The organism is Stutzerimonas stutzeri (assembly GCF_018138085.1).
Lineage (GTDB): Bacteria > Pseudomonadota > Gammaproteobacteria > Pseudomonadales > Pseudomonadaceae > Stutzerimonas > Stutzerimonas stutzeri_AI.
Genome location: NZ_CP073105.1, coordinates 3,148,052 through 3,174,327, shown reverse-complemented (window position 1 = coordinate 3,174,327; position 26,276 = coordinate 3,148,052). Strand labels below are relative to the sequence as shown.

Sequence of the window (26,276 nt, the reverse complement as noted above, 5' to 3'; positions counted from 1 at the left end):
TCCTGCGAATCAACCACCTATTTGATCTGGATGCGCTCCAGCAGATAGGCGCGGGCCTCGCTGTCGCCGATGCGGGCCGCCTCGTCAGCCAGGCGTAGCGCGCGTTCCAGATCCTTGCTGGCCAGTGCCGCATCGATGCCCTGGCGGTAGTAGGCCTGGGTTTCCGGCAGTACAGCGGGGGCAGGGGTCGAGGGCAGCTGATTGCCCATTTCGCCGCCGATGCTGTAGGCGGGCACGTAGGTGTTGGCCTGCTGGCCGGCGACGCGGTCTTCGATCAGTACCATCTTGATCACGCCAACCGGCGAATGCTGTGCCACCGGATCGGGGATGCTCGGCGGCTCGTTGCCTAACGCCTTGGCGTAGGCCTTGGCCGGGTGCTGCAGCGTGGTCTTGCCGTTGCTGTCGCGCTCCGAGGCGAAGATCACCAGGTATTGTTCGTTGCCGGGGTTGTCCAGATAGAGCCGGTCGACCCGCAGGCGCGCGTCGAGGCTGTCGCCCTTCATTCCCTCGGCCGGGACATAGGTGAAGTCGTCGGCATCGAGCAGGCGCGTCATGCGCAAGCGGCTGTCGAGCAGCATGACGCTGGGCGCCAGTACGGTGTCGCCCGCCTGGCTGTACAGGCGAATCTCGAAGGATTTGCTGTCACGCGGCAGGGCGAAGGCGCGGAAGAAGCTCTTGCCGGTCTTGAAGTCGTAGGCCGGGGCAGAGGAATCCAGGGTCACGTTACCGGAGAAGTTGGCCGGCAACGGTTGAAAGGGGAACGCATCGATCGCATCGCAGCAGATCGGGGCGCTAGCCAGCGCCTGGCGCGCGCTGTGTATCGGCATGTCCAGGGGCGCCGGGGTCTGCGCCAGCGCATCCACACGCCGAAGCGGTTCGTTGCCACAACCGGCTGCCAGCAGCACGGCCAGGCCAAGCAGGGAATATCGCAGCGTTTTCATGATCAACACTCCAGTCGCCAATCGAAAAGACCCCGACCAGCCATGGTCGGGGTAAAAGCACCGCCGGAACGGTGGGAGCGAAAAAAGAGATGCAGCGCGATCGGGCGGGCGCAACGGGAGGAGAGGAACCGTTGCACGTCGCCCGACCGTCAGGCGCTTACCACCAGGCCTCGGCCTGTACGCCGAAGGTCAGACCGTCGTCGTCACCGGCGTCGATGGACTCGCTGGCCGCCTGGTAGCGACCACCGTCCCACTTGGCGTAGGTGGCGAACACGCGGATCTGCGGACGTGCCCAGAAGCTGCGACCAGCGGACCATTGCTGGGCCAGGGTGAGTTTCTTCAGATCGCGGCTGCGCTCGCCGTCGGCCTGCGGGTCGACACGGTCGTAGCCGAATTCCAGCGCGGTGCTCATGGTCTCGTTCCACTTGTAGACCGGGCGCACGCCGAAGGAGAGCCATTTCTGGCCGGAGTCGTTGTCGAAGTCTTTGTCTTCGTAGATCTGCACGTACATCATTTCGACGTTGTCGGTCAGCCCGACCACGCCCTGGTTGACCAGGCGGAACATGTCGCCATCGCTGTTGCCGGTAGTGTTGTGGCCACCGCTGCCGATGATGCCGTCGGTGCCGTACTGCAGGGCGAGCTTGTTGTAGCCGCCGAACCAGTTGCCCTGGGTGTGCTCGAGGGTGACCAGGTGACCCTTCTGGTCCTGGTAGCCGTCGTCGCGCTCCTGCAGGTCGGTCAGGTTGGCCTTGCCATAGTCGTAGCCGATTTCCAGCTTGCCGTTGGGGTTGACGTCGATCTCGGCAACACGGAAGTCCAGGGTGTCGTTGGCGATGTTGGTGCCCGTACCGGAGCCCTGGTAGGTCCACTCGCCATCGGTGTTGCGGATCCAGGCAATGCTGGCTTTGCCGAAGCCCAGGTCGATGTCTTCGATACCGGCGCCGGGGCCGGAGACGTCCCAGTAGTAGTAATCGTTGATGTGCACGTCGTGGCGCTTGTAGTAACGCTTGCCCGCCCAGATGTCGGCGCCCGGCAGGCTCGCGATCAGGTTCTTGCCCACCACGTTGAACTGACGGATGGCGACGTCGCCGCCTTCGTCGTAGGGGTTGTTGGCACCGCCATTGGTGTCGGTGCGGGTCGCTTCCCAGTCGTTAGCCTGGCCCGATTTATAGGCGATCATGCTGTCGACGTAGAAGCTTTGTTCGCCTTCCTTCCAGACTTCCTGGCCGAGGCCGATTTCAGCGTAGGTTTCGCATTCGTTGCCCAGGCGGTACTTGGCCGGTGCGCCGGCGGCCTGGAAACAGGCCTGATCGCCACCTCCTGCGGTCGCACCGACGCCGGAACGCATATAGCCATGGAAATCCACCGCGTGCGAAGGCATGGCCGCCAGCAGGGCGGTGCAGAGCAGGGTGGGCTTAAAAAAACGCACGGATTGTTGCGGAGTCATCGCGAAAGTCCTTTGTTCTTTTTGTTGGTCAAGTGTGACCGGCGTGCTTTGCCAGCCTTGGCGCCAACTGATCGCTCCGGGTGAAACCGGTTTGGGCTGACGGCGGTGAAAGCGTGCGGTTCGATGAAAATCGCAACATCCTCCCGGGGTGTTTTTTTTCAGGCGGAGCGGCGGGGCGTAGTGGGGGAGGAGGCTGGCGCCGCTGATGGCGGCGCGTAGTACGCCTGGCCACTAAGCCTCGAATAAACCGCTTGGGGAGGTATGGCCGGGTGGGGCTGCGGGGCAGGCTGGGCGGGTCGGTGATGTGGTTTCACCGACTGCGCCCGGCCGTCCGGGAAGCCGGTGGCCGTTGTCGGGTGCTCACAACAAATACAAGAGTGGAGCTACTTCGATGAGACATGCCTTATCTACGACCCGCCTCGCCTTGGCGGCGTCTTCCCTGTTGCTGACCCTGGGTACGGCCCATGCCGCCGACCTGACGGGCAAGAGCCCGGCCGGCGTGCGTTACCACGGTGGCGACGAAATCATTCTGCAGGGTTTTCACTGGAACACCGTGCGCGAGGCGCCCAATGCCTGGTACGACAGGCTGCGCGAGATGGCGCCGACCATCGCCGCCGACGGCTTCAGCGCCATCTGGATGCCGGTGCCCTGGCGCGACTTCTCAAGCTGGAGCGACGGTGCCAACTCCGGCGGCGGCGAAGGTTACTTCTGGCACGACTTCAACAAGAACGGTCGCTACGGCAGCGATGGCCAGCTCAAGCAGGCGGCTGCCGCGTTGAACGCCGCGAAGGTAAAGGTGCTTTACGACGTGGTGCCCAACCACATGAACCGCGGCTATCCCGACAAGGAAATCAACCTGCCGGCTGGCCAGGGCTTCTGGCGGCACGACTGCAGCGACCCGGGCAACTATGCCAACGACTGCGATGACGGTGATCGCTTCATGGGCGGCGATGCGGACCTCAACACCGCCAACCCCCAGGTGTTTGGCATGTTCCGCGACGAGTTCGCGAACCTGCGCGGCAACTACGGCGCTGGCGGCTTTCGCTTCGACTTCGTCCGCGGTTACGCCGGGGAGCGGGTCGACAGCTGGATGAGCGCGGCCCATGACAACGCATTCTGCGTGGGCGAACTGTGGAAATCGCCCGGCGAATATCCGAGCTGGGACTGGCGCAACACGGCCAGCTGGCAGCAGGTGATCAAGGATTGGTCCGACCGGGCCAAATGCCCGGTCTTCGACTTCGCCCTCAAGGAGCGGATGCAGAATGGCTCGATCGCCGACTGGAAGAACGGCCTCAACGGCAATCCCGACCCGCGCTGGCGCGAAGTGGCGGTGACCTTCATCGACAACCACGACACCGGCTATTCGCCGGGGCAGAACGGTGGCCAGCATCACTGGGCGCTGCGTGACGATCTGGTCCGCCAGGCCTATGCCTATATCCTCTCCAGCCCTGGCACGCCGGTGGTCTACTGGTCGCACATGTACGACTGGGGGCAGGGTCCGCTGATCCGCCAGCTGATCCAGATCCGCCGCGCCGCGGGCATCCGGGCGGACTCGGCCATCGAGTTCCACAGCGGCTACTCGGGGCTGGTCGCTACGGTGCAGGGCACGGCGCAGACGTTGGTGATCGCCCTGGGTTCGAACCTGGACAACCCGGGCCAGGTCAGCAGTGCCAGCTTCAATCAGGCATTGAGTCAGGACAACGGCCAGATTCGGATCTGGACCACCGGCGGCAGCGGCGAAAACGGCGGCGATGATGGCGGCGACGGCGGCCTGGTCAGCGTCAATTTCCGTTGCGACAACGGTGTAACCCAGTGGGGCGACAGCGTCTATGCGGTCGGCAATCTGACGCAACTCGGCAGCTGGAACCCGGCCAACGCGGTCCGCCTCACCGATGTCAGCAGCTACCCGACCTGGAAGGGCAGCATCAGCCTGCCGGCGCAGCAGGCGGTGGAGTGGAAGTGCATCGTGCGCAGCGAAGCCAATCCGAGTCAGGTCAAGACCTGGCAGCCAGGCGGCAACAACCGCCTCACCAGTGCCGCGGGCGCCAGTACCAGCGGTTCCTTCTAAGCGACGCGCGCCGGCTCTGGCCGGCGCGACCCGGCGGCTGGCCGGATCGACCGCAAGGGTCGGTCCGAGCGCACACGTCTACGCCCTGGGCGCTTTTCTACGCCTGGGTACTCCTCCTGGGGAGTGCGACAGGGGGAGGATGTGTGTAATCCCGGCCCGGACGATTCTGGCGTGACAACAACAAGTCGTCGCGTTCGCTGTCGCGCCAGGAGCTGTCATGTCCGTCCATCCGCGTTTTTCCCTCTTTCGGCTCGGCTTCCTGCCGCGCCTTTATCTGCTGATCGCCGCGCTCGTCGCGTTGCTCATGCTGGTGGCCGGTACCAGCCTGGTGGCGATCGGCCGCTTGCAGGACAACGCCGGACAGATCTCCACCACGGCCTCACGCCTGCTGATCAGCGAAAGCTTTTTCAGCACCTTGCAGAGTCTGACGCAGAACCTCTCCGATGCGCTCGCCGAGGATCGGCCGGAGCAGCTCGATGCGTTTGTCGAACGGCACCAGGAACTGCACCAGCGGGCGGTCGAGAAACTCGCCGAGCTCGATCGCCTGACACCGGGTCACACCGAAGCCAAGCAGCGCTTGAGCGAGTTGTTGCCCGAGCTCGACCGTCGCAGCCTCGCACTGATCGACGCGCATCGCGGCCTGCTCCAGCGCGTCGGCCACAACGCCGTCGCCCTGCGTGATCTGCAGTTGCAGTTCTCGCGCCTCAAGCAGGACCTGTTGCAGGCGCAATTCGTCACCCATGACGACCTGGCGGCCTACTCGATCAAGCAGTTCATCATCCCGTTCGAGCAGGTCGAAGCGACGATGTTCGACGCGATCGGCAGCGCCTCGACCGGCAAGCTCGACGAAGCCGCAACGAAGGTGGCCGAACGCCTGCCAGATTTGAGGAAGAAACTCGAGAATGTGCTGCTGGACCTGGCGCCGCACCAGGACAGCCGCACCGACTACGGGCACAGCTTCCGTCCGCCATTCGAGGCCATCGAGCGGCAGCTGGACGTCGCCGGCCAAGGCGCCGTCGGGCAGTACTACGGCTGGCTTCGCGACAAGCAGGCCAACCGTGAGCAGAAGGACCAGCTCAGCGGCCTGCAGCGCCAGGCCCGCGACGACATCGGCACGCTCATCGCCAGTGCCCAGCAGGCCAGCGACGAGCAGCTCGCCCGGGCCCAGGACACCTACCGGCTTGGCGTGATCCGGCTGCTCTGGATGGCCGGGCTGTCGATCGGGGTCGCGCTGTTCATGGGGTTGTGGCTGAGCCGCACCATGCGCGTTGCGCTCGGCGCTGTCACCGGGACCCTGCAGCACCTGGCCGCCGGCGATCTGCGCGATCAGTGCGGCTATCGCAAGGCCGACGAGTTCGGACGCGTCAGCGAGCACGTCAATCGGGTCGCCGCCAACATGCGTGACGCGCTGGCACAGCTCGGGCGCAACGCCGATGAGCAGGACGAGATCGCGCGCCGCAACGCCGACGCCTGCAACCAGGCGCGCGCCGGCCTCGAGCAGCAGCGCAGCAGCATCGGTGCGCTGGTCGCCAGCCTGACCGAACTGGAGACCAGCTTCGGCGAGGTCGCCCGCCATGCCGGAGAGACGGCTGAACGGGTCGGCAGCGTCGAGACCCTGGCCCGTCAGGGTAGCGAGCTGATGAGCGACACCCGCGAGAGCACCGCCACCCTGGCGCGTCAGCTGGAGGCGAGCGTGGACGAGATCGCCAACGTCGAGGTGCTCAGCGAGCAGATCGGTGAAATCCTGGTGGTCATCCGCGGCATCGCCGACCAGACCAATCTGCTCGCGCTCAACGCGGCCATCGAGGCGGCGCGTGCGGGCGAGCAGGGGCGCGGCTTCGCCGTGGTCGCCGACGAGGTGCGCGGGCTGGCCCAGCGCACGGCGAAGTCGACCGGAGAGATCCAGCAACGCATCGAGCGCCTGGCGCAGGGCATCGCCTCGGCGGTGCAATCGGTGGAGAAAAGTCGCGCGCAGATGCAGGCCAACCTCGATCAGGTCGGCATGGCCGATCAGCTGATGCAGGACATCCGCCGTCAGGTCGAACACATCGCGACCATGTCGCGGGAAATCGACTCGGCGACCGGTCAACAGCGCCTTGCCGCCGAGGAAGTGTCGCGGGGCATGCATGCGATCGACTCGGCCGCCGAGCAGAACATGGGCAGCGTGGTGGCGATCAGCGAAAGCAGCGACCGGCAGGCGCGGATGTCAGCCGAACAGCAGGCGTTGTGCGCGCGCTATTACACCTGATCGGAGGCCTTGGCCGAGGGCACTCGGGCCGGGCGCGGGCGGATGCACCGATGCGCTTCGGCCACGCGCGATCACCTGGGTCGATCCGGCGCTGCCGAAGCCGAGTCGCTCGGCGTGCCGAGCGACTCGGTCGTTCAGGGCTGTGGCGTGGCGCCAGGCACCTGCCAGCCGATCGCCTGTGCTTCGGCTCGCTGCAACTGGTCCAGCAAGGCTGCGCGGCCGCCACTCTGTTCGCCGGCGAGGGCACCGCAGCGATGGAGATCGCCATAGCGGGTCTCGGCCATGTCGCGCAGCCAGGCGAGCCGTTGCAAGGTCAGCGGCGTGCAGGTCTGGCCGTCGAGATCGTCGGCCAGGTCGAGGCGATGCGAGCGCCATGCCTCGCACAGGTACAGCGCTTCAGCCGAGCCGGACAATGCCGTTTGCCAGCGCCCGATGACGGCGGTCAGCCTGTCGAGCACGGCTGAGGTCGCGCCCCGCTGCTCCAGCTCGCTGCGCCAACCCTGGTAACGCTCCAGGGCGATGGCCTTTTCCAGGCGGAACGCGGCCAGGGCGCGATCGCTGCCCAGCCGCTCCTGGCTCAGCAACCAGGCGAAGAACTGCCGCGTTTCGAAGCGCTCGACCGGATGGAAGCCCGGCCCCGCGAGGCCGTCGCTGTTGAACTCGCGCAAGGGATCGAAGCGGTACAGGTAGCCGAAATCGAACAGGCGGATCCGGCCATCGTCGAGCACGTTGCCGGGGCACAGGTCCCACTCGAACAGGCCATAGGAGGCGAGCGTGATGACGGTATCGAACAGGTCCGTCAGGCGCGCTTCGTTCCAGTCGCTGACCACCTTGCCCTCGATCCAGGGCGACAGCAGCACGCCGTGTCTGAAGCTTGCATAGCGGGTGTCGACGATGCCCTCGAGCCGATCGGCCAGTTCCGGGCGTGCCTTGAGGGCGCGCAGATCGGCGCGCCGCTGCACTTCATTGAGGAAGGACGTCTGGCCGTCGGCATTCTGCACCAGGCAGCGCTCCCGGGCGCGCTTGAGCGTCCAGCTGCGCCCCTGCGCTTCGATCCGGTAGACGTGCGCGGTAAGCCCGCCGGACAGTACCTGGCTTACATAGGCTTCGCTGCCGTCGGTCGTCGCCAATGTGGCGAGGGGCAGCGGGCAGTCGTCCGGATGGCCGACTTCGAGCTCCGCACCACTGCTGACGAATGCAAGCTGGGCCTGTTGGCGGGGGTTAAGGGTTGCGTGCATGGCGGCTGCTTCTCCAGTCGATGGGTAACGCGGGTTCGGGAATTGTGTCGGGAGGTGTGGCCGCGTATCGCTTCGCGGCCAGCCAGGCGGCCCAGCTGCCCGGGCCGCCGGCCTTGCCCGGCTCAGCGATTGACGGACGCGCCGGCCTGTACGACCACCACGCGATCGTCTCCGAGTACCCGCGAGAAGGCGTAGGGCCGCGTCGACAGCTTCGCGTGGCGTCCGGCGCCGATGGCCGGGTGGCGTGCACGGAACTGGCCCAGCGTCCGCCAGTGATCGAGCAGTGCCGCGGTGTCCGGCTGCGCCTGCTGTGCCCAGTTCATGTCCGATCGGGTGCCCTGAAACGGGTCGGAGCCGGTCGGGCCGAACAGGCGGGCACTTTCATCGCCGTAGAAGATCTGCGCCGCGCCCGGCGCCAGCAACAGCGCATTGGCCATTCCGCGCTGCAGCGCCAGATCCTTGCCGGTCTGCTGGGAGAACAGGGCGGTATCGTGGGACGAGGCGTAGCTCATGAAGTTGTGGCCGGGATGCTCGGCCAGCAGGCGGGCATAGTCCGCGTAGGTCGGCTCGGCCTTGGCCAGGCATTCGCTGGCCCCGGGCGCCGCGTCGGTCTGGAAGGCGAAGTTGATCAGCGCGTCGAAGCCGTTGTCCTGATAAGTGCTGGGCTCGGGGCCGTGGCCGAACACTTCGCCGACCATCCAGAACGGCGAGCCGGCGAAGCGGTCGTCTGGGTGTGCGGCGGACCACTCTGCACGGGCACGGTCCGCGGCTTTGCGCAGCTCGCCCCAGGCAGTGGGTTCGACATGCATCACGGTATCGGCGCGAAAGCCGTCGACGCCGTATTCACGCACCCAGTCGGTCAGCCACTCGATCAGGTAATCGCGGACCCGATAGCCCTCGCGCGCCACCGCGCCGGTGGGTTGCTTGTGCTGCAGGAAGACCGGCAGGCCGACCGGCTCGTCGCGTTCGGTCTTGAAGTCGGGCAGGAAGCTCAGCGAGCCCTTGACCGGATCGACCAGGGCGCTCGGCGGCTGATCATAGTCGCCAAGCCCGGCGCGCACCCAGTCCTTGCCCCACCACTTGACCCAGTCCGGGTGCTGGTAATCGACCAGATTGTGGTAGGCGTGGAGGTTTTCGTGGGGCTCGGGCTGCCAAGCAGTCCACTGCGCGGGCAGGTATTGCGCCATGCCTTCGCGCAGCCCGCCGAAGCCGAACGTCTGCATGTCGGCCAGCGTCGAGTAGCCGGGGTGATTCATCACCACGTCGAACAGTACGCGGATGCCGCGCGCATGCGCCTCGGCCATCAATTCGCGCAGATCGGCCTCGCTGCCCATGTTGGCGTCCAGCTCGGTGTAGTCGAGCGCGTAGTAGCCGTGGTAGCCGTAATGGCGGAAGTCGCCCTTGTCGCCGCCACCGACCCAGCCATGGATCTGCTCGTAGGGTGCGGTGATCCAGACGGCGCTGATGCCGAGCTCGGCGAGGTAATCGAGTTTGCCGGTCAGTCCCTTCAGGTCGCCGCCATGGAAGGTGCCGATCTCCTGTTCGCCGTCGGGCTGACGGCCGTAGCTGCGGTCGTTGGACGGGTCGCCATTGGCGAAACGGTCGGTGATGACGAAGTAGACGGTCGCGTTGCGCCAGTCGTAGGGCATGTCGGCGGGTGTATCGACGGCTTCGAGCAGCAGCAGACCATCGCTGCCCGCAGCCGGGGTCAGGGTGACCCGGCCGTCATGCACCGTCGTGGTCTGGCCGCTATAGGCGTCGCGCACGCGCTCGCCTTCGGCGAAAACGCCATCGACCTTGACGCTCACCGGCTCACCGCGCCACACCGGGCACGTGATCCCTGGCTTGGCGGGTTCGGCTTCCTTTATGGGCAGCAGGCGCAGGCTGGCGTCCTCGCCGGTATCGACGATCAGGCGATAGCGGCCAGGTGCGGGAACGTCGAAGCGCAACGCAGTGTCTTTCTCCAGCGTCTGCTTGCGGTATGCCGCCAGCGGCTGCGACCGTGCGGCGCCGGCGGTACCCAGTTCGAGCCTGCCGGCAGGCAGTGTCAACTCGGTGCTGTAGCGCTCCGGCTGCATCTCGTGCCAGCGAAGATCGATGGGTTGGTCAGCGATGCGTGCCGTGATCGAAGGCTCGGCCAAGGCCAGCTGAGTGGGTAGGGCGAAGGCAAAAGCCAGCAGGTGACAAGCGGGCGTCCGGCGGTGCATGGTATCGGTCCGTTTTGTTGTTTTCGCGACATTTAACATCCGACTGCCGGCCAAGTGCAGGCGTAACGCCGTTTTTGCAGGCGGAATTTTTTCTCATCCCCTGCGTGATCTACGCCCTGTGGCTACGCCCTCCCTGCTCAAGCGGGGGAGGATGTGCACCCCCGATCACTGGTCGAAGATGCGGGAACTGCGAATGCCCAAGGGCTGCAGCGTGTGGGATCAACAATAAGAAGCCACGAGGAAAAGCAATATGAACAAAACGCTGTTGGGTATGGCCGCGATGGGTCTGGCTGCGACCTTCAGTCTTCCGATGCCGGTAATGGCAGCGATCGAAGAAGGCAAGCTGGTTATCTGGATCAACGGTGACAAAGGCTACAAGGGCCTGGAAAAGGTCGGCCAGAAATTCACCGCCGAAACGGGCATCCCGGTCGAAGTGGCACATCCGGACAGTGCCACCGACAAGTTCCAGCAGGCCGCCGCGACCGGCAACGGTCCCGACATCTTCATCTGGGCCCATGACCGCATCGGCGAGTGGGCCAAGAGCGGACTGATCACCCCGATCACACCAAGCGCAGAGACCAAGGGCGAAGTAGCTGATTTCGCCTGGGACGCGGTGAGCTACGGCAACAAGCTGTGGGGCTACCCGATTTCGGTGGAAACCATCGGCCTGATCTACAACAAGGCGCTGGTCAACACGCCGCCGAAGAGCTTCGACGAAGTCTTCGCGCTCAATGAAAAACTCGCCGCCAACGGCAAGCGCGCCATCCTCTGGGACTACAACAACACCTATTTCACCTGGCCGCTGCTGGCAGCCAACGGTGGCTATGTGTTCGAGAAGACCGACGCTGGCCTCGACGTCAAGTCGACCGGCGTCAACAACGCCGGCGCCAAGCAGGGCGGCAAGGTCCTCGCCGATCTGATCGAGAAGGGCGTCATGCCCAAAGGGGCCGACTACAGCGTCGCCGAAGCCGCCTTCAACAAGGGCGACTCGGCGATGATCATCAGCGGGCCCTGGGCCTGGAGCAACATCGAGAAGAGCGGCATCGACTTCGGTGTGGCGCCGATTCCGTCGATCAATGGCGAACCCGGCAAACCCTTCGTGGGCGTCACCGCGGCGACCCTCAACGCAGCCAGCCCGAACAAGGACCTGGCCGTCGAGTTCCTGGAAAACTACCTGCTGGACGTCGAGGGCCTGAAGACGGTCAACGCCGATGTCCCGCTGGGTGCCGTGGCGAACAAGGCGTACATGGAGGAGCTGTCGAGCAACCCGCACATCAAGGCTACCTTCGAGAACGCGCAGATGGGCGAACCCATGCCGAACGTACCGGAGATGGGGATGTTCTGGTCGTCCATGGCGGCCGCGCTGACCAACATCACCTCGGGCCGGCAGACAGTCGACGCCGCCCTGGATGATGCCGCCAAGCGCATCACCCGCTGAAATCGTCGCCGATCACCGGTCGCGGTATCGCGACCGGCGATCTACTCTCCAGGTTAGAAAGGTTCCCCGTCGTGAATGCCCTTGCCGAGTTGCCCAGCCCTGCCATGACAAACCATACAAGGACGCTTCATCCCTCGTTGAAATCCGGGTTGCGCTGGTTGGTCTGGCTTACCTTCAACGCGCTCTCGCTGTATCTGGTCGTGGCGCTCTATGCCCAGCGGCAACTGGCGTTCGCCATACTCGGCCTGGTCGTGACGGGAATCGCCAGTTACGTATTCATCAGCCGGCGCACCTACGCCCATCGCTACATCTATCCAGCGGTGGCGGGGATGCTGGTGTTCGTCATCTTTCCGCTGCTGTACACGGTCGGGATCGGCTTCACCAATTACAGCGGCAGCAACCTGCTGAGCCAGGAACAGGTCAAGCAGTATCACCTCAATCAGACCTACCTGGCCGGGGAGCGCTACCGGTTCAGCCTGCACGCCAGCCCCGAGGGCGACCGTCTGCGCGTCGACAAGGGCGAGCAGGGCGTGTTCGTCAGTGATCCGCTGACGGGCGAGCCGAAAGCCGAAGAGCCCCTGGCGATGCAGCCGGCCGAGGACGTCGCCGACCTGGGCAAGGCCTTGCCGTTGCGCGACGTCATCCAGCGCCGCGATCAATTGCAACAGTGGGTCATGCGCGGTCCGGACGGCAGCCTGCTGCGTCTGTATGGCCTGCGCGAAGTGGCCGCTGTGCAGCCGCTCTACCGGCAGGCCGACGACGGCGTGCTGATCAACAACAAGACCGGCGAACACCTGACGCCGAACCTGGAAACGGGCTTCTACGTCGACAGCGACGGCAAGGCGCTGGCGCCTGGTTTCGCGGTATTCACCGGTTTCGCCAACTTCACCAAGGTGCTGACGGATCCGAGCATTCGTGAACCCTTCGTGCAGATATTCATCTGGACGGTGGCCTTCGCCGCCCTGACGGTACTCTTCACGCTGGCCGTCGGCCTGGTGCTGGCGAGCCTGCTGCAGTGGGACATGGTGCGTGGAAAGCCGTTCTATCGGGTAATGCTGATCCTGCCTTACGCCGTGCCGGCATTCATCTCGATCCTGGTCTTCCGTGGGCTGTTCAACCAGAACTTCGGCGAGATCAACCTGCTGCTCGACACGCTGTTCGGAATCCGCCCGGACTGGTTCAGCGATCCCACGCTGGCACGCAGCATGATTCTGGTCGTCAATACCTGGCTCGGTTATCCGTATATGCTGCTGCTGAGCATGGGTTTGCTGCAGGCCATCCCGCGCGATCTCTACGAGGCCTCGGCGATGGACGGCGCGACGCCCCTGGACAACCTGCTGAAGATCACCTTGCCGCTGCTGATCAAGCCGCTGGCCCCGTTGCTGATCGCAAGCTTCGCGTTCAACTTCAACAACTTCGTACTGATTACCCTGCTGACACGCGGCGGGCCCGACATCATCGGTGCGACGACGCCGGCCGGCACCACCGATTTGCTGGTCAGCTACACCTACCGCATCGCTTTCCAGGATTCTGGACAGAACTTCGCCCTCGCGGCCGCCATCTCCACGCTGATCTTCCTGCTGGTCGGTGCCATGGCCTGGCTGAACCTGAAACTCTCGAAAGTGAAAGTGTGAGGAAAACCGGACATGGCCATCGTTCAAGCTAAATCCGTCAAATATCGCCTCTGGCTGGCGCACGCTTCGCTGCTCGTCTTCATCGCACTGATCGTGTTCCCGTTGCTGATGGTGGTATCCATCTCGTTTCGTGAAGGCAACTTCGCCACCGGCAGCCTGTTTCCCGACCATCCGACGCTCGAGCATTGGTCGCTGGCGCTGGGCATCCCCTACACCCACGCCGACGGCACGGTGACCAACCCGCCGTTCCCGGTGCTGCTGTGGCTGTGGAACTCGTTGAAGATCGCGCTGATCAGCTCGGTGCTGATCCTGATGCTCTCGACCACCAGCGCCTATGCATTCGCGCGCATGCGCTTCCGTGGCAAGGCGCCGATCCTCAAGGGCATGCTGATATTCCAGATGTTCCCGCCCGTTCTGTCACTGGTCGCCATCTATGCCCTGTTCGACCAGCTCGGTCAGCACATCGCCTGGCTCGGGGTGAATACCCACGGCGCGGTGATCGTCGCTTCGCTGGGTGGCATGGCGTTGCATATCTGGACGATCAAGGGCTATTTCGAAAGTATCGACGGTTCGCTGGAGGAGGCGGCCATCGTCGACGGCGCCACGACCTGGCAGGCGTTCTTTCACATCCTGCTGCCGATGAGCGTGCCGATTCTCGCGGTGGTATTCATCCTCGCCTTCATCACCAGTGTGACCGAATACCCGATCGCCTCGGTGCTGCTGATGGATGTCGACAAGCTGACGTTGGCCGTCGGTGCCCAGCAATACCTGTATCCGCAGAACTACCTGTGGGGCGACTTCGCCGCTGCCGCCGTGCTGTCTGGCCTGCCGATCACAGTGGTGTTCCTGTATTGTCAGCGCTGGATCGTTGGCGGGCTGACCGCTGGCGGGGTGAAGGGCTAGGCTCGCCCAGTCGCAACGTCGATGGACCGCGCGACCCGACCAGGGAACGAAGCACGGGAGATGACCATGAATGCCGCAATACCTGAGCCTTTGCCGCTGATCCCGGCGAAGCTGAGCATGCCGCCGATGCCCAAGGGGCTGCTTTCGCGCCCTCGACTGGATGAGTGGCTGCAGCGACTCGGGGATGTGCGGCTGGCGGTACTGCATGCGCCGAGCGGCTTCGGCAAGACCACGCTGGCTTGCCAATGGGCACGCGCATTTCCGGGGCAGGTGGCCTGGCTGCAGTTGCACCCGGCGGATAACGATCCACGGCAGCTGGCTCGCTACCTGCTGCATGTGCTCGATGCGCAGCTGGAGCAGGGTTGCCCGCGCAGCCTGCTGCTCGCGGAGCAGGGCAGCGAGGCCTTCGATGTCCTGATCACGCATCTGCTGGCGGAGCTGCCGGTCGATAACGAACCGCTGCTGCTGGTGCTCGATGACTTCGAGACGCTGGCCAACCCCGAGGTCATCGCGGTGTTGCGATTCTTCCTGCGCAACATGCCGTCCTGGCTGACCCTTCTGGTGTGTAGCCGCGGCCTGCCTGAGCTGGGCGTGGCCGAACTGCGCGTCAAGCATCAACTGCTGACCGTGGACGCGGCGCATCTGGCTTTCGAAACCGACGAGGTCGAAGCCTTGCTCAAGGAAGGCTTGCCGGTGGCCATCAACCGCGAGCAGGTGGAGCGACTCAACCGCCGCATCGGTGGCTGGCCCTGTGCGTTGCCGCTGGCGCTGCAGGAAGTGCAGACCAGCCGCGGCATGGACCTGTTTCTGGAAAGCCTGCAACTCGGCCATCCCTTCGTCCGCGACTACATGCGCGAACAGGTGATGAGCTCGCTGGGGTCGGCGACGGTCGAGTTCCTCCAGACGACCTGTCTGCTGGAGCGCTTCAATGCCGCCCTGGCCAATCACCTGACCCAGGGCAGCAATTCCCGCGACATGCTCGAGCAGCTCGAACGGAACGGCTTGTTCGTGCAGCCCCTCGACAGTCTGCGTCAGTGGTACGCCTACCATCCGCTGTTCGGCATCTTCCTGCAGGGCGAACTGCACACCCATCAGCCGCAGCGTGTGCCTGAACTTCATTTGCGTGCGGCCGAGGCGCTGATGGCCGAGAGCATGCCGGAGGAAGCAGCACGCCACTCGGTGCAGGCGCGCTGCCCGACGCGGGTCGGCGAGGTGCTGGAGCGGTTCGGTCGGCAGTTCTACCGTCAGGGACGGCTGGGGCTGTTGCAACAATGTCTGGAAACGCTGCCCGAGGCGGTCATCGCCGGGTCGCCGTTGTTCACACTGCTGCAGGCGTGGGTGTCGCAGAATTCCTACCAGTTCGATCAGGTCGAGCGCTGGTTCAAGGCCGGAGAGCAGGCCCTGCAGCACAGCTGCTCGGAAGAGGACTGGGCGCGTATCGTCGGCGAATTCAACGCCGTGCGCGCGCAGGTGGCGATGAATCAGGGGGACGAGCAGCAGGCCATGGCGCTGGCTCGCGAGGCGCTGGCACGCGAACCGCTGATCATGCGGACCTCGAAGGTCGCCGCGCTATCGGGCCTGGCCGAGGCGCATTTCGTACAGGGGTTGCTGCCCCAGGCGCAACAGCAATATCAGGAGGCCGAACGCCGCGCACGGGAAATTCGAGCCTCGCACCTGGTGGTGTGGAACCTCGGCCAGCTCTCGGAGATCGCCATCGCCCAAGGCTTTCTGCAAAAAGCGTACTCGTTGCAGGAACGGGCGATTCAGTACGTCGAACAGGCCGAGCTGCGGGCTACGCCGATCATGGAATTCATCTACCGCGTGCGCGGCCAGGTCCTGCTCGAATGGCACCATCTCGACGCCGCCGAGCAGTGCGCGCTGCAGGGCATCCAGATCCTTGAGGACGTTGGTGACCGGTGGTTGCTGCAGTGTTATGCCTTGCTGGCAGGCGTCGCCCACGCACGCGGCCAGCAGAATGCCTGCGCCGAATACGTCGGCAAGATGCAGAGCATGCTGGCAGGCGACAATTACCACGTTGACTGGCTCGCCAATGCCCATGCGGTGATGCTCAGCTACTGGGATTCGACTCAGGACAAGGCAGCGATCCAGCAGTGGCTGCTTACCGCGCCCGCACTCGAGCGGGGGCTCAATCACTTCGCCCAGTACAACGGCCGCAACCACGCGCGTGCCTACCTGTCGCTGAAGCAGCCGGAGAAGGCGCTGCCCATCCTGCGCCAGTTGCAGGGTGATGCCGAACAGCACGGCCTGGTCATGGACCTGAACCGCAACCATATCCTCCTGGCGCAGCTGCATTGGCAGCGCGAGGAACGACAGCAGGCGCTCGATCACCTGCAACAAGCACTGACGCTGGCCACCAGCACGGGCGCCATCGGCAGCTTTCTACGCATCGGCAAGCTGATCATCGTCATGCTCAAGGCGTTGCAGCACGAGCGCACGCTCGGTGAGCTCGAGGCCCAGCGAGCCGATCGGTTGATTCAGCTGGCGCAGCAGCAACGCGACTTCAGCCGGGCGATCCGCATCACCCTCGACGAGGCGGTGATCCAGGACATCATCAACCGCCCCGACGTGCCCGAGCTGATCCGGCACTCACCCTTGACCCGGCGCGAATGGCAGGTGCTCAGCCTGATCCACGCAGGGCAGTCGAACGAGCAGATTGCCGAGCACCTCAACGTCGCACCGACCACCATCAAGACACACATCCGCAGCCTGTATCAGAAGCTCAACATCACCCATCGCAACGAGGCGGTGCAGCTGGCGCGCAGCCTGCTGAGCAAGATCCAGGGTGAGTGACCGGTATAGAGCCATTCAGTGCGTACCCGACCGGCCCGGTGCACGTGCCGATCAAGCTTAGCGAGAGCTGAAGATGACGATGACCGAAAAACAGAAGATGCTCGCCGGCGAACTCTATCGTCCGGGCGACGCCGAGCTACAGGCCGATCAGGCCACTGCCAAGGCCTGGATGGTGCGCTACAACGCTGCGCTCGGCGAGACGCCAGCGGTCCGTCGCGCCTTGCTGAAGGAACTGCTGGGAAGCGTCGGCGACGGCGCGGTGGTGCGGCCGCCTTTTCACTGCGATTACGGCTACAACATCCATCTGGGCGATGAGGTGTTCTTCAACTTCAATTGCGTGATTCTTGACGTGGCCGAGGTGCGCATCGGTGCCGGGACGCAGATCGGTCCCGCGGTGCAGATCTACGCGGCGGATCATCCGCGCGGTGTCGAGGAGCGCCGTAGCGGCCTGGAATTCGGCCGGCCGGTGATGATCGGCGAGCATGTATGGATCGGCGGTGGCTCGATCATCCTGCCGGGCGTGACCATCGGCGATGGCGCGGTGGTCGGTGCGGGCAGTGTAGTGACGCGAGACGTCGCGGCGGGCGCAACCGTGATGGGCAATCCGGCGCGCATGCGTTAGCAGGAGGGCGGCCATCCACACGGCTGGCCGCCGGTACGGCTTTATTGCTGGGTGACGATCGCGATGTTGCCCGAGCCCATCTGCGACACCATGGCCGAGTTGCCCATGCCGCTTTGATCGAGCATCGCCTGGTTGGCAGTGCCGCCCTGGATCACCTGCGCCAAATGACCCTCGCCAGTCTGCGCCAGGCTGACTTCGTTATCGGAGCCGTAGATCTGCTGGATGTCGGCCACGTTGAGGTCACCATCCTGCATAACGTCCACACGGTTGTTGTCGCCATAGCTGGTGCCGGTCAGCTCGTTGCCGTTGCCGCGCTGCTCGACGGTGAGCAGGTTGTCGGCGCCGTCCTGGGCGAAGTCGATCAGGTGATCCGTGCCTGTCTGGGCGACGTAGGCTTCGTTGTACTCGCCGTTCTGCTGTAGCGAGGCGGTCTGGAAGTTGCCGTCCAGCTGGTCGATGGTGAGGTAGTGGTTGTTGCCGGTCTGCTTGGTGCTGGCCGTGTTGCTTTCACCGGCCTGGAAGATATCGGCGCTGTTGGACGTGCCGTCCTGATAGATCGACGCGCTCTGCAGGCTGCCGGTCTGATCGATATAGGCTTCGTTCATCAGGCCCGTCGACTGAATGCTGGCGGTGTGGTCAGAACCCTGCTGCATCACCGAGGCGACCTGCGAATCACCCTGCTGCTCGATCTTGGCGCGCGAGTCGAAGGCGTTGGTCTGGTAGACGCTCGCATCGTTGAGGTTGCCCTGCTGGTCGACGCCGGCCTCGTTGCGGGCACCGCCGTCCTGCCAGACCAGCGAGATGTTTTCAGCGCCGGTCTGGCGCTGCTCGGAGACGCTCGACTCGGTGTTGCTCTGGATGGTTTCGGCGTAGTTGTCGCTGCCATCTTGCTCCGTCACCGCAGTGCTCATATCAGCGGCGGTCTGCTCGGTGATCGCGGTGTTGTAGCTGCCGTCCTGATACTGACGGGCGCTGGCGCCGAACGAGCCGTTCTGGACGATGCTGGCGTCGTGGCTGTCGCCTTGCTGCAGCTGGATCGCTTCGCTCTGCTCGGTCGAGTCCTGCACGATGTCGGCGCGGTTCAGGTTGCCGGTCTGGGTCTGGACGGCATCCGACAGAGTCGCCTGATTCTGGGTGACCATGCCATCGTTGCTGGCACCGATCTGCGATTGGTAGGACAGGTTGTCCTGGCCTCCGGTCTGCGTGACTTCCACAATGTTGTCGGCACCGGACTGGCTCTGTTCTGCACTGTTGTCGTCGGCGTAGGCCTGGCTGGCGAGGATCGCGATGATGGCAGCGGCGAGGGGCTTGCACTTGAACATTGTTCTCTCCATGGATGTGTGGATGCGTGTCGCTCCTGGCTGGTGCAGCGGCGCGAGGGATGGCTGGCGCGGCTGCTACTGCAGGGTCAGTCCCGGAACTGCATCGATCCTAAAAGCTGCTCGTGACAAATAAGTGTCGATTCGTTTTTAGGTTGACGGTTTTATGGCGAGCTGCATGGGCGAAGCCAGACGCGATTCGGCGGCGCCGGGCCAGCCCGGGCAGTTGGCTCTACGCCCCCCGTCGGCCCTGTCTCTACGCCCGCGCCATACGCCTCGGTAATAAGTTGGCGGGAGGATGTTGCGGCGGGTTGCCGCACCTAGAGTGGCGGCGTGTTCCCCCAAACATCGAAGGTTGGTTGTATGAATCGCAACGACTGGTGGCGCGGCGGCGTCATTTATCAGGTTTACCCGCGCAGCTTTTTCGATAGCAACGGCGATGGGGTTGGCGATCTGCTCGGTGTGGTCGAGAAGATCGACTACATCGCCAGCCTCAACGTCGACGCTATCTGGCTATCGCCGTTCTTCACCTCGCCGATGAAAGACTTCGGCTACGACGTGTCCGATTACCGTGGCGTCGATCCGCTGTTCGGCACGCTGGAAGACTTCAAGCAGGTCATCGATGTGGCCCATGCGCGCGGCATTCGTATCCTCATCGATCAGGTGCTCAACCATTCCTCGGATCAGCACGCCTGGTTCAAGGAAAGCCGCTCCAGCCGCGACAATCCAAAGGCGGACTGGTACGTCTGGGCCGATCCGAAGGAGGACGGCACCGTGCCCAATAACTGGCTCTCAGTGTTCGGCGGGCCCGCCTGGACCTGGGACAGCCGTCGCAAGCAGTATTACCTGCACAACTTCCTCTCCAGCCAGCCGGATCTGAACTTCCATTGCGAAGAAGTCCAGCAGCAGCTGCTTGACGACATGGAGTTCTGGTTGAAGCTGGGCGTCGACGGTTTCCGCCTGGATGCGGCGAATTTCTACTTTCATGATCGTGAGTTGCGCGACAACCCGCCGAACCATGAGATTCGTGAAGGTAGCATCGGTGTACGCGCCGAAAACCCCTATGCCTTCCAGCAGCACGTCTACGACAAGACTCAGCCGGAGAACATCGGCTTCCTGCGGCGTATCCGGCAGTTGCTCGAGCGCTATCCGGGCAGCGCGACCGTGGCCGAGATCGGTTGCGATCATTCGCTGAGGACCATGGCCGCTTACACAGGCGGCAGCGACACCCTGCACATGGCGTACTCCTTCGACCTGCTGACCGAGCAGTGCAGCCCGAGCTTCCTGCGTCACACCATCGACTGCGTCGAGCGCGAGCTGGTCGATGGCTGGCCCTGCTGGTCGATCGGCAACCACGACGTGGTGCGGGTGATGAGCCGCTGGGCGCTGGCCAACCAGCCGGATCACGCCCGCGGTCGGATGTTCATGGCGATGTTGCTGAGCATGCGCGGCAGTGTCTGCCTCTATCAGGGCGAGGAGCTGGGCCTGGACGAGGCCGAGCTGCAGTTCGAGCAACTGGTCGACCCCTACGGCATCCGGTTCTGGCCGGAATTCAAAGGCCGCGATGGTTGCCGTACGCCGATGCCCTGGCACGACCAGGGCCCGCATGGTGGCTTCAGTCGCGAGCAGCCCTGGTTGCCGCTGGCCGACAAGCATCTGCCGCTCTCGGTGGCCGCGCAGGAGCCGGACCCGAACTCCATGCTCAACATCTATCGCCGCTTCCTCGCCTGGCGCCAGGATCAGCGCCTTCTGGTCGAAGGCAGCATGCGCACCGTCTACCACGACGAAGCCCTGCTGGTGTACGAGCGTCGGTTGGACGACGAAGTCTGGGTATGTCTGTTCAATATGAGCGACAGCGCTCGGCACTATGACCTGTCCGCACCGGTCGAAGGGCTCGATGTGCCATCGGCTACGGCGGTATTCGATAGTCAAGGCGTGCACCTGCCGGCGCATGGCTTCGGCTTCGCCCGCCGGCTCGGCTAAGTCCAGGGCTCGAGGCGAAGCAGATGCTTCGTCTCGACCGGCCCGCCGCCGCTCGCTATGCTCGCCGTGACCCGTCACGGCGGCTGTTTTTGAAGGAGAACAACAATAATGGCCAGTGTAACCCTGCGAAATATTTGCAAGAGCTATGACGAGGTTCCAATCACGCGTGGCATCGACCTGGATATCGCCGACGGCGAATTCGTCGTGTTCGTCGGGCCGTCGGGATGCGGCAAGTCGACGTTGCTGCGACTGATTGCCGGTCTCGAAGACATCACCGACGGGGAGCTGCAGATCGACGGCGAGCGGGTCAACGAGCTGCCGCCGATGGATCGCTCGGTGGGGATGGTCTTTCAATCGTATGCGCTGTATCCGCACATGAACGTCGCGGAAAACATGGCATTCGGCCTCAAGCTGGCAAAGGTCAACAAGGCCGAAATCAATCGCCGTGTCGAGTCGGTTGCCAAAATTCTTCAGCTCGACCACTTGCTCGAGCGCAAGCCCAAGGACCTGTCCGGCGGCCAGCGCCAGCGCGTCGCGATCGGGCGCACCATGGTTCGCGAACCCAAGGTGTTCCTGTTCGACGAGCCGTTGTCCAATCTGGACGCCTTCCTCCGCGTGCAGATGCGTATCGAAATCTCGCGCCTGCACCAGCGCCTCAAGGCAACGATGATCTATGTCACCCACGACCAGGTCGAGGCCATGACTCTGGCCGACAAGATCGTGGTGCTCAACGCTGGCCGCATTGCGCAGGTTGGCCCGCCGCTGGAGCTGTACCACTACCCGCATAACCAGTTCGTCGCGGGTTTCATCGGCTCACCTCAGATGAATTTCCTGCCAGTTCGAGCCCTGCGCGCCGATGCAGACTCGGTTGAGGTCGAGATGCCCGGCGGCAGCGCCATGCGGGTGGCGGTCGATGGCCGAAAGGTCAATCCAGGCGACGCGCTGATCTTGGGCGTTCGCCCTGAGCACTTCGTCGATGCCGAGCAGGCGGATTTCGTCTTCAACGGCGAGATTGCCGTGGCCGAGCGGCTTGGCGATCACAACCTGTTGCACCTGAACCTGGAAGGCGTCGACTCGATGGTGGCGGTCGCCAGCGATGGCAATCGCCGGGTTGCGGTTGGACAGGTCTTCGCGACCGGCGTGCAAGCCAACAAGTGCCATCTGTTCCGCGCCGATGGTGAGGCCTGTGCGCGGCACTATCGCGAGCCCGCGCTCCACGCTTGACTCAGCCTGCGGCAGCCGGGGTTCGCCGGCTGCCGTGACGGCGCTTCAATGGCTTCTCAGTGGCTGAGTTTCAGCCCGACCAGGCCGATGCAGATCAGCATTACGCTGGCCAGGCGCAACAGCGCTGCCGATTCGCCGAACAGCAGGATGCCGACGACCACCGTCCCGACTGCTCCGATGCCCGTCCAGACGGCGTAGGCAGTGCCCAGCGGCAGCTCTTTCATGGCAATGCCCAGCAACGCCAGGCTGGCCAACATGGACGCAACGGTGAGCAAGGTGGGCAGCGGGCGGGTGAAACCTTCCGTGTACTTCAAACCAACGGCCCAGCCGACTTCGAACAGACCGGCGATAAACAGGATGATCCAGGACATAGCACCTCCACAAGGACAGTGACTGGGTGGGGCCGTCCCCGGTAGTTGCGAGCAAGCCGAGGTCGTCCTCGGCACGCGCTATTGTCACAGCAAGAAGGTCCGGGCAACTGACCCGGACCGGCACGAGTCTGTCAGGACGCGTCGTGACCTTTGTCATTCATTCGCCGATAGACCGTCGCCAGCAGCGCACCGGAGAGGTTGTGCCAGACGCTGAACAATGCGCTGGGCACCGCTGCCAAAGGCGAGAAATGCGCACTGGCCAGGGCCGCTCCGAGCCCCGAGTTCTGCATGCCGACTTCGATCGACAGTGTTTTGCGCTGCGCCAGCGGCAGGCCGAACAAGCGCCCGACCAGATAGCCGATGCCGAGCCCCAGGCTGTTGTGCAGTATCACCACGGCCATGATCAACAAGCCCGACTCGGCAATTTTCGCCTGGCTGGCGGCAACCACGGCCGCAACGATGATCACGATGCTTACCACCGAAACCAGCGGCAGGATATCGACCACCTGATGCACCCGATTGCCCAGCAGGCGGCGCGCGATCAGGCCGAGGGCGATCGGCAGCAGCACGATCTGCACGATGGACATGAACAGCGCGCCGAAATTGACCGGTAGCCAGGCCGAAGCCAGCAGCCAGATCAACGCGGGCGTGACCAGCGGGGCGAGCAGGGTGGTGACGGCGGTGATCGCTACCGAGAGCGCGACGTCACCCCGCGAGAACCAGGCGATCACGTTCGACGCGGTACCGCCCGGGCAGCAGCCCACCAGGATCACACCCACCGCGATCTCCGCGGGCAAGCCCAGCAGTTGGCAGAGCAGCCAGGCGAGGGCGGGCATGATCAGAAACTGCGCCCCGACACCCAATGCCACCCACAGCGGCCGGCGCGCGACTTCAGCGAAATCCGCCGCTTTCAGTGTCAGGCCCATGCCGAACATGATCAGGCCGAGCAAGGGGACGATCCAGGCGGTGGCAGGCAGAAACCAGCTGGGTTGGAAGAAAGCGAGGACGGCGAACAGCAGGACCCAGAGGGCGAAGGTGTTGCCGACAAAGCGGCTTAGGGCGGCGAGAGCACGCATCGGGCTTTACCTTGTAGTTATGGGGGAGTGGGCCGCCAGCCGGGGCTGACGGCCAGGGCAGTTTAGATGCCCTGCGGGATCTCCTCACCACCCAGGGCTTCGAACAGCGCGGGCAGGAACTCCTTGAAGGTCAGCATCATCAGCAGGAAGCTGGCGTCCTGCTGGCCGAGGTCGTCGTCGCCACCGTCCTGTTCGGCCTGGTCCTGCAGCAGCTCCTCGAAGCGCAGGCGCTTGATCACCAGTTTGTCGTCGAGGACGAAGGACAGCTTGTCCTGCCAGCCCAGCGACAGTTGAGTGACCTGCTTGCCGACTTCCAGATGCTGCTGGATCTCGTCGCTGGTCAGATCCTGGCGCTTGCAGCGCACCACGCCGCCGTCTTCATGGGTATCGCGCAATTCGCACTCGTCGAGCACGAAGAAATTGTCCGCGGCTTTCTGCGTCTTGACCCAGTCGGTCATGGTGGCCGAAGGCGCTATCTTGACCGTCAGCGGGCGAACCGGCAGCGAGCCGATGGCTTCGCGCAGTGTGGAGAGCAGGTCTTCGGCGCGCTTGGGGCTGGAAGAGTCCACCAGAATCAGGCCGTGCTCAGGCGCGATGGCGGCGAAGGTCCCGGACTTGCGAATGAAGGCGCGCGGCAGGAAGGCCTGGATGATGTCGTCCTTGAGCTGGTCGCGTTCCTTTTTGTAGACCTTGCGCATCTGCTCGTTTTCGATCTCGTCGACCTTTTCCTTCAGCGCGTCCTTGACCACGCTGCCTGGCAGGATGCGCTCTTCCTTGCGCGTTGAGATCAAGAGAAAGCCTTGGCTGGCATGTACCAGAGGTGCGTCTTCGCCCTTGCCAAAGGGCGCGACGAAACCGTAGGTGCTCAGTTCCTGGCTGGCGCAGGGGCGGGCGGGCTTGGCGGCCAATGCGGTTTCAAGTGTCTCGACATCAAAAGGGACGTTTTGAGTGAGACGGTAGACGAGCAGATTGCGAAACCACATGCGATGGAAACTCCGGTAAAAGCAAAGCGCGCATTATTCCCCTCTGGCGAACGCAGGCCAACCCTGCGCAGGGGCAATGCCGATGGAAACCACAAAAACGACCCTTAAACAGAGGGGTTTCCTAAGTCTTTGTAAGTTCTTCAATTTTTTTTTCAAAAGGGGGTTGCCAAGGTTCAGATCCGTCTCTAGAATGCGCCCCACTTCGAGAGCAAACGGGTGATTAGCTCAGCTGGGAGAGCATCTGCCTTACAAGCAGAGGGTCGGCGGTTCGATCCCGTCATCACCCACCACTCGAGGTTTAGCGCAGCGGTAGTTCAGTCGGTTAGAATACCGGCCTGTCACGCCGGGGGTCGCGGGTTCGAGTCCCGTCCGCTGCGCCATATTAGCCATCAAGGACCACTGAACGCCTTGATAGCACGAAGAAAGCGACCTTAGGGTCGCTTTTTTTTTGCCCGATGTTTTGGGTTGGCGGCTTTCTGCGTTTCGTGCGGCACTTCTGGACTTTGCACTGTCTTTACCTATTACCGCGGCGTGCTCGGTAGTCACTGCATGAGGTGGCTGTTAAGCTCCGGTCATTGTTTTTGCTGCACCTCTTACGCGTAATTAAAGGAAACAGAATGAGACATCATCGTTTGGCGTCGGCGATTGCCCTGGTTGGCCTGGTTCTGGCGGGCTGTGATTCGGAAACCAGCGCCAAGCTGGAAACCCCGGCACAGAAAGCCTCTTATGGCATCGGCCTGAACATGGGCAAGAGTCTGGCGCAGGAAGGCATGGCCGATCTCGATTCGAACGCTGTTGCGCAGGGCATCGATGATGCGATCGGCAAGAAAGAGCAGAAGCTGACCGACGAGCAATTGATGGAGGCGTTCAGCTATTTGCAGAAGCGCGCCGAAGAGCGCATGGCTGAAATGAACAAAGAGGCCGTTGCGGCCGGCAAGAAATTCCTCGAAGAAAACGCCAAGCGCGAAGGCGTGAAGACCACCGAGTCCGGCCTCCAGTATGAGGTGGTCAAGAAAGCTGATGGTCCTCAGCCGGGTCCGGATGATGTCGTGACTGTCCATTACGAAGGCAGCCTGACCGATGGCACCGTCTTCGACAGCTCGATCAAGCGCGGCACCCCGATCGATCTGCCGGTCGGCGGCGTGATTCCTGGTTGGGTCGAAGGCTTGCAGCTGATGCATGTCGGTGAAAAGTACAAGCTGTACATCCCGAGCGAGCTGGCCTATGGCGAGCAGAGCCCGAGCCCGCTGATCCCTGCCAACTCGGTTCTGGTTTTCGATCTGGAACTGCTGGGCATCAAGGGTGACGAAAACGCAGCCGCTCCTGCTGCTGAGGCCGAGCCTGAAGCCGCTGAAGAAGCTGCCAAGCAGTAACTGCTCGGTGGTATCGAAACGCCCCGCTCATGCGGGGCGTTTTTGTTTCTGACCGCCAGCCTGGTCCGGTGGCGCCGCTGTCATCATGGGCGGCGTGGGCGGTCAGTGCGCCCCGCGAGCGGCCGCCAGCAATACCCCGAATCCGACCAGCAGGCCGCCGAACAAGCGGTCTATCCAATGGCGCACGGCCAGGAGGCGCTCGCGCACGGCGCCGGCTGAGACCAGTACGCCCAGACCGATACCCAAGGCTGTCAGCACCCCGGCCCGGCCCGGCGCGACAGTGTCAGGCTGTTGCGTGTGACCATCGCAAAGTCCGGCCCCGGGCTGATCACCGCCAGCAAGGTAAATGTGACTACGGCTATCAGTTCGGTCATGACGTATCCTGTCGAC

General features: G+C 63.7%; 18 protein-coding genes, 2 tRNA genes and 1 pseudogene. 12 read left to right on the top strand and 9 right to left on the bottom strand.

The genetic code is table 11. The features are described from left to right. Positions 1 to 17: 17 nt before the first annotated feature. Both KCX70_RS14570 and KCX70_RS14565 read right to left on the bottom strand, forming a co-directional pair. Positions 18 to 941: a MalM family protein gene (locus KCX70_RS14570; protein ID WP_102852206.1), complete on the bottom strand. Its 924-nt coding sequence runs from the start codon at positions 939 to 941 to the stop codon at positions 18 to 20. A 157-nt stretch (positions 942 to 1,098) separates the two neighbouring features. Further along, entirely contained in the window at positions 1,099 to 2,388 is a 1,290-nt protein-coding gene (locus KCX70_RS14565) for a maltoporin (RefSeq protein WP_212617981.1), read from the bottom strand. Between the two features lie 391 nt (positions 2,389 to 2,779). Between KCX70_RS14565 and KCX70_RS14560 the strand changes: the two genes are divergently transcribed. After that, positions 2,780 to 4,456, top strand: a complete 1,677-nt coding sequence (locus KCX70_RS14560) for a glucan 1,4-alpha-maltotetraohydrolase domain-containing protein (protein ID WP_212617980.1) — start codon at positions 2,780 to 2,782, stop codon at positions 4,454 to 4,456. A 217-nt stretch (positions 4,457 to 4,673) separates the two neighbouring features. After that, positions 4,674 to 6,704, top strand: a complete 2,031-nt coding sequence (locus KCX70_RS14555) for a methyl-accepting chemotaxis protein (protein WP_212617979.1) — start codon at positions 4,674 to 4,676, stop codon at positions 6,702 to 6,704. Between the two features lie 134 nt (positions 6,705 to 6,838). Here KCX70_RS14555 and KCX70_RS14550 read toward each other — a convergent pair whose 3' ends face one another. Together KCX70_RS14550 and KCX70_RS14545 are read right to left on the bottom strand one after the other, a co-directional pair. Continuing rightward, positions 6,839 to 7,942, bottom strand: a complete 1,104-nt coding sequence (locus tag KCX70_RS14550; RefSeq protein WP_212617978.1) for a hypothetical protein — start codon at positions 7,940 to 7,942, stop codon at positions 6,839 to 6,841. A 122-nt stretch (positions 7,943 to 8,064) separates the two neighbouring features. Next, entirely contained in the window at positions 8,065 to 10,149 is a 2,085-nt protein-coding gene (locus tag KCX70_RS14545; protein ID WP_212617977.1) for an alpha-amylase, read from the bottom strand. Positions 10,150 to 10,399: 250 nt separating this feature from the next. Here KCX70_RS14545 and malE point away from each other — a divergent pair, with 250 nt between their 5' ends. The 5 genes from malE to KCX70_RS14520 all read left to right on the top strand — a co-directional run bounded on the left by malE (position 10,400) and on the right by KCX70_RS14520 (position 17,557). Continuing rightward, a complete protein-coding gene (gene malE / locus KCX70_RS14540; protein ID WP_212617976.1) occupies positions 10,400 to 11,587 on the top strand; it encodes a maltose/maltodextrin ABC transporter substrate-binding protein MalE in 1,188 nt (395 codons plus the stop codon). 71 nt (positions 11,588 to 11,658) lie between these two features. After that, entirely contained in the window at positions 11,659 to 13,221 is a 1,563-nt protein-coding gene (gene malF, locus KCX70_RS14535) for a maltose ABC transporter permease MalF (protein ID WP_212617975.1), read from the top strand. A gap of 12 nt (positions 13,222 to 13,233) precedes the next feature. Continuing rightward, entirely contained in the window at positions 13,234 to 14,124 is an 891-nt protein-coding gene (gene malG / locus KCX70_RS14530; protein WP_102852198.1) for a maltose ABC transporter permease MalG, read from the top strand. A gap of 66 nt (positions 14,125 to 14,190) precedes the next feature. After that, positions 14,191 to 16,935, top strand: a complete 2,745-nt coding sequence (gene malT, locus KCX70_RS14525; protein ID WP_212617974.1) for an HTH-type transcriptional regulator MalT — start codon at positions 14,191 to 14,193, stop codon at positions 16,933 to 16,935. Between the two features lie 73 nt (positions 16,936 to 17,008). After that, positions 17,009 to 17,557, top strand: a complete 549-nt coding sequence (locus KCX70_RS14520; protein WP_212617973.1) for a sugar O-acetyltransferase — start codon at positions 17,009 to 17,011, stop codon at positions 17,555 to 17,557. 41 nt (positions 17,558 to 17,598) lie between these two features. Here the strand turns inward: KCX70_RS14520 and KCX70_RS14515 are convergent, their stop codons facing one another. Beyond that, complete coding sequence (locus KCX70_RS14515; protein ID WP_212617972.1) at positions 17,599 to 18,879, bottom strand: hypothetical protein; 1,281 nt, start codon at positions 18,877 to 18,879, stop codon at positions 17,599 to 17,601. A 360-nt stretch (positions 18,880 to 19,239) separates the two neighbouring features. Between KCX70_RS14515 and KCX70_RS14510 the strand changes: the two genes are divergently transcribed. Both KCX70_RS14510 and malK read left to right on the top strand, forming a co-directional pair. Then, entirely contained in the window at positions 19,240 to 20,859 is a 1,620-nt protein-coding gene (locus KCX70_RS14510; protein ID WP_212617971.1) for an alpha-glucosidase family protein, read from the top strand. Between the two features lie 108 nt (positions 20,860 to 20,967). After that, on the top strand, positions 20,968 to 22,083 hold the full coding sequence (malK, locus tag KCX70_RS14505; RefSeq protein WP_212617970.1) for a maltose/maltodextrin ABC transporter ATP-binding protein MalK: 1,116 nt from the start codon (positions 20,968 to 20,970) through the stop codon (positions 22,081 to 22,083). Between the two features lie 56 nt (positions 22,084 to 22,139). On the opposite strand, the gene sugE is transcribed toward malK, so the two are convergent. From sugE to rdgC, 3 genes are all read right to left on the bottom strand, one after another. Further along, entirely contained in the window at positions 22,140 to 22,454 is a 315-nt protein-coding gene (sugE, locus tag KCX70_RS14500) for a quaternary ammonium compound efflux SMR transporter SugE (RefSeq protein ID WP_212617969.1), read from the bottom strand. 131 nt (positions 22,455 to 22,585) lie between these two features. Further along, entirely contained in the window at positions 22,586 to 23,530 is a 945-nt protein-coding gene (locus KCX70_RS14495; RefSeq protein ID WP_102852194.1) for a bile acid:sodium symporter family protein, read from the bottom strand. Between the two features lie 62 nt (positions 23,531 to 23,592). Next, the gene (gene rdgC, locus KCX70_RS14490) at positions 23,593 to 24,513 is read right to left on the bottom strand and encodes a recombination-associated protein RdgC (protein ID WP_212617968.1); all 921 of its coding nucleotides are present in this window, start codon (positions 24,511 to 24,513) and stop codon (positions 23,593 to 23,595) included. A gap of 214 nt (positions 24,514 to 24,727) precedes the next feature. On the opposite strand from rdgC, the gene KCX70_RS14485 reads away from it, so the two are divergent. From KCX70_RS14485 to KCX70_RS14475, 3 genes are all read left to right on the top strand, one after another. Continuing rightward, a tRNA-Val gene (locus KCX70_RS14485) sits at positions 24,728 to 24,803 on the top strand. Positions 24,804 to 24,816: 13 nt separating this feature from the next. Continuing rightward, positions 24,817 to 24,893: transfer RNA gene (locus KCX70_RS14480), tRNA-Asp, on the top strand. A gap of 237 nt (positions 24,894 to 25,130) precedes the next feature. Beyond that, positions 25,131 to 25,886 carry an FKBP-type peptidyl-prolyl cis-trans isomerase gene (locus tag KCX70_RS14475; protein ID WP_021209264.1) on the top strand — a complete coding sequence of 252 codons (756 nt, stop codon included), beginning with the start codon at positions 25,131 to 25,133 and terminating at the stop codon, positions 25,884 to 25,886. A 210-nt stretch (positions 25,887 to 26,096) separates the two neighbouring features. On the opposite strand, the pseudogene KCX70_RS23315 reads toward KCX70_RS14475, so the two are convergent. Continuing rightward, a pseudogene (locus KCX70_RS23315) lies at positions 26,097 to 26,260 on the bottom strand (LysE family translocator); the annotation flags it as partial. Positions 26,261 to 26,276: the final 16 nt, after the last annotated feature.

Coding starts and splice junctions, on each gene's coding strand:
- malK (WP_212617970.1), top strand. CDS start 20,968: ATGGCCAGTGTAACCCTGCGAAATATTTGCAAGAGCTATGACGAGGTT.
- malG (WP_102852198.1), top strand. CDS start 13,234: ATGGCCATCGTTCAAGCTAAATCCGTCAAATATCGCCTCTGGCTGGCG.
- rdgC (WP_212617968.1), bottom strand. CDS start 24,513: ATGTGGTTTCGCAATCTGCTCGTCTACCGTCTCACTCAAAACGTCCCT.
- KCX70_RS14555 (WP_212617979.1), top strand. CDS start 4,674: ATGTCCGTCCATCCGCGTTTTTCCCTCTTTCGGCTCGGCTTCCTGCCG.
- KCX70_RS14495 (WP_102852194.1), bottom strand. CDS start 23,530: ATGCGTGCTCTCGCCGCCCTAAGCCGCTTTGTCGGCAACACCTTCGCC.
- malT (WP_212617974.1), top strand. CDS start 14,191: ATGAATGCCGCAATACCTGAGCCTTTGCCGCTGATCCCGGCGAAGCTG.
- malE (WP_212617976.1), top strand. CDS start 10,400: ATGAACAAAACGCTGTTGGGTATGGCCGCGATGGGTCTGGCTGCGACC.
- KCX70_RS14560 (WP_212617980.1), top strand. CDS start 2,780: ATGAGACATGCCTTATCTACGACCCGCCTCGCCTTGGCGGCGTCTTCC.
- KCX70_RS14545 (WP_212617977.1), bottom strand. CDS start 10,149: ATGCACCGCCGGACGCCCGCTTGTCACCTGCTGGCTTTTGCCTTCGCC.
- KCX70_RS14570 (WP_102852206.1), bottom strand. CDS start 941: ATGAAAACGCTGCGATATTCCCTGCTTGGCCTGGCCGTGCTGCTGGCA.
- sugE (WP_212617969.1), bottom strand. CDS start 22,454: ATGTCCTGGATCATCCTGTTTATCGCCGGTCTGTTCGAAGTCGGCTGG.
- KCX70_RS14515 (WP_212617972.1), bottom strand. CDS start 18,879: ATGTTCAAGTGCAAGCCCCTCGCCGCTGCCATCATCGCGATCCTCGCC.
- KCX70_RS14520 (WP_212617973.1), top strand. CDS start 17,009: ATGACGATGACCGAAAAACAGAAGATGCTCGCCGGCGAACTCTATCGT.
- KCX70_RS14475 (WP_021209264.1), top strand. CDS start 25,131: ATGAGACATCATCGTTTGGCGTCGGCGATTGCCCTGGTTGGCCTGGTT.
- KCX70_RS14565 (WP_212617981.1), bottom strand. CDS start 2,388: ATGACTCCGCAACAATCCGTGCGTTTTTTTAAGCCCACCCTGCTCTGC.
- KCX70_RS14510 (WP_212617971.1), top strand. CDS start 19,240: ATGAATCGCAACGACTGGTGGCGCGGCGGCGTCATTTATCAGGTTTAC.
- KCX70_RS14550 (WP_212617978.1), bottom strand. CDS start 7,942: ATGCACGCAACCCTTAACCCCCGCCAACAGGCCCAGCTTGCATTCGTC.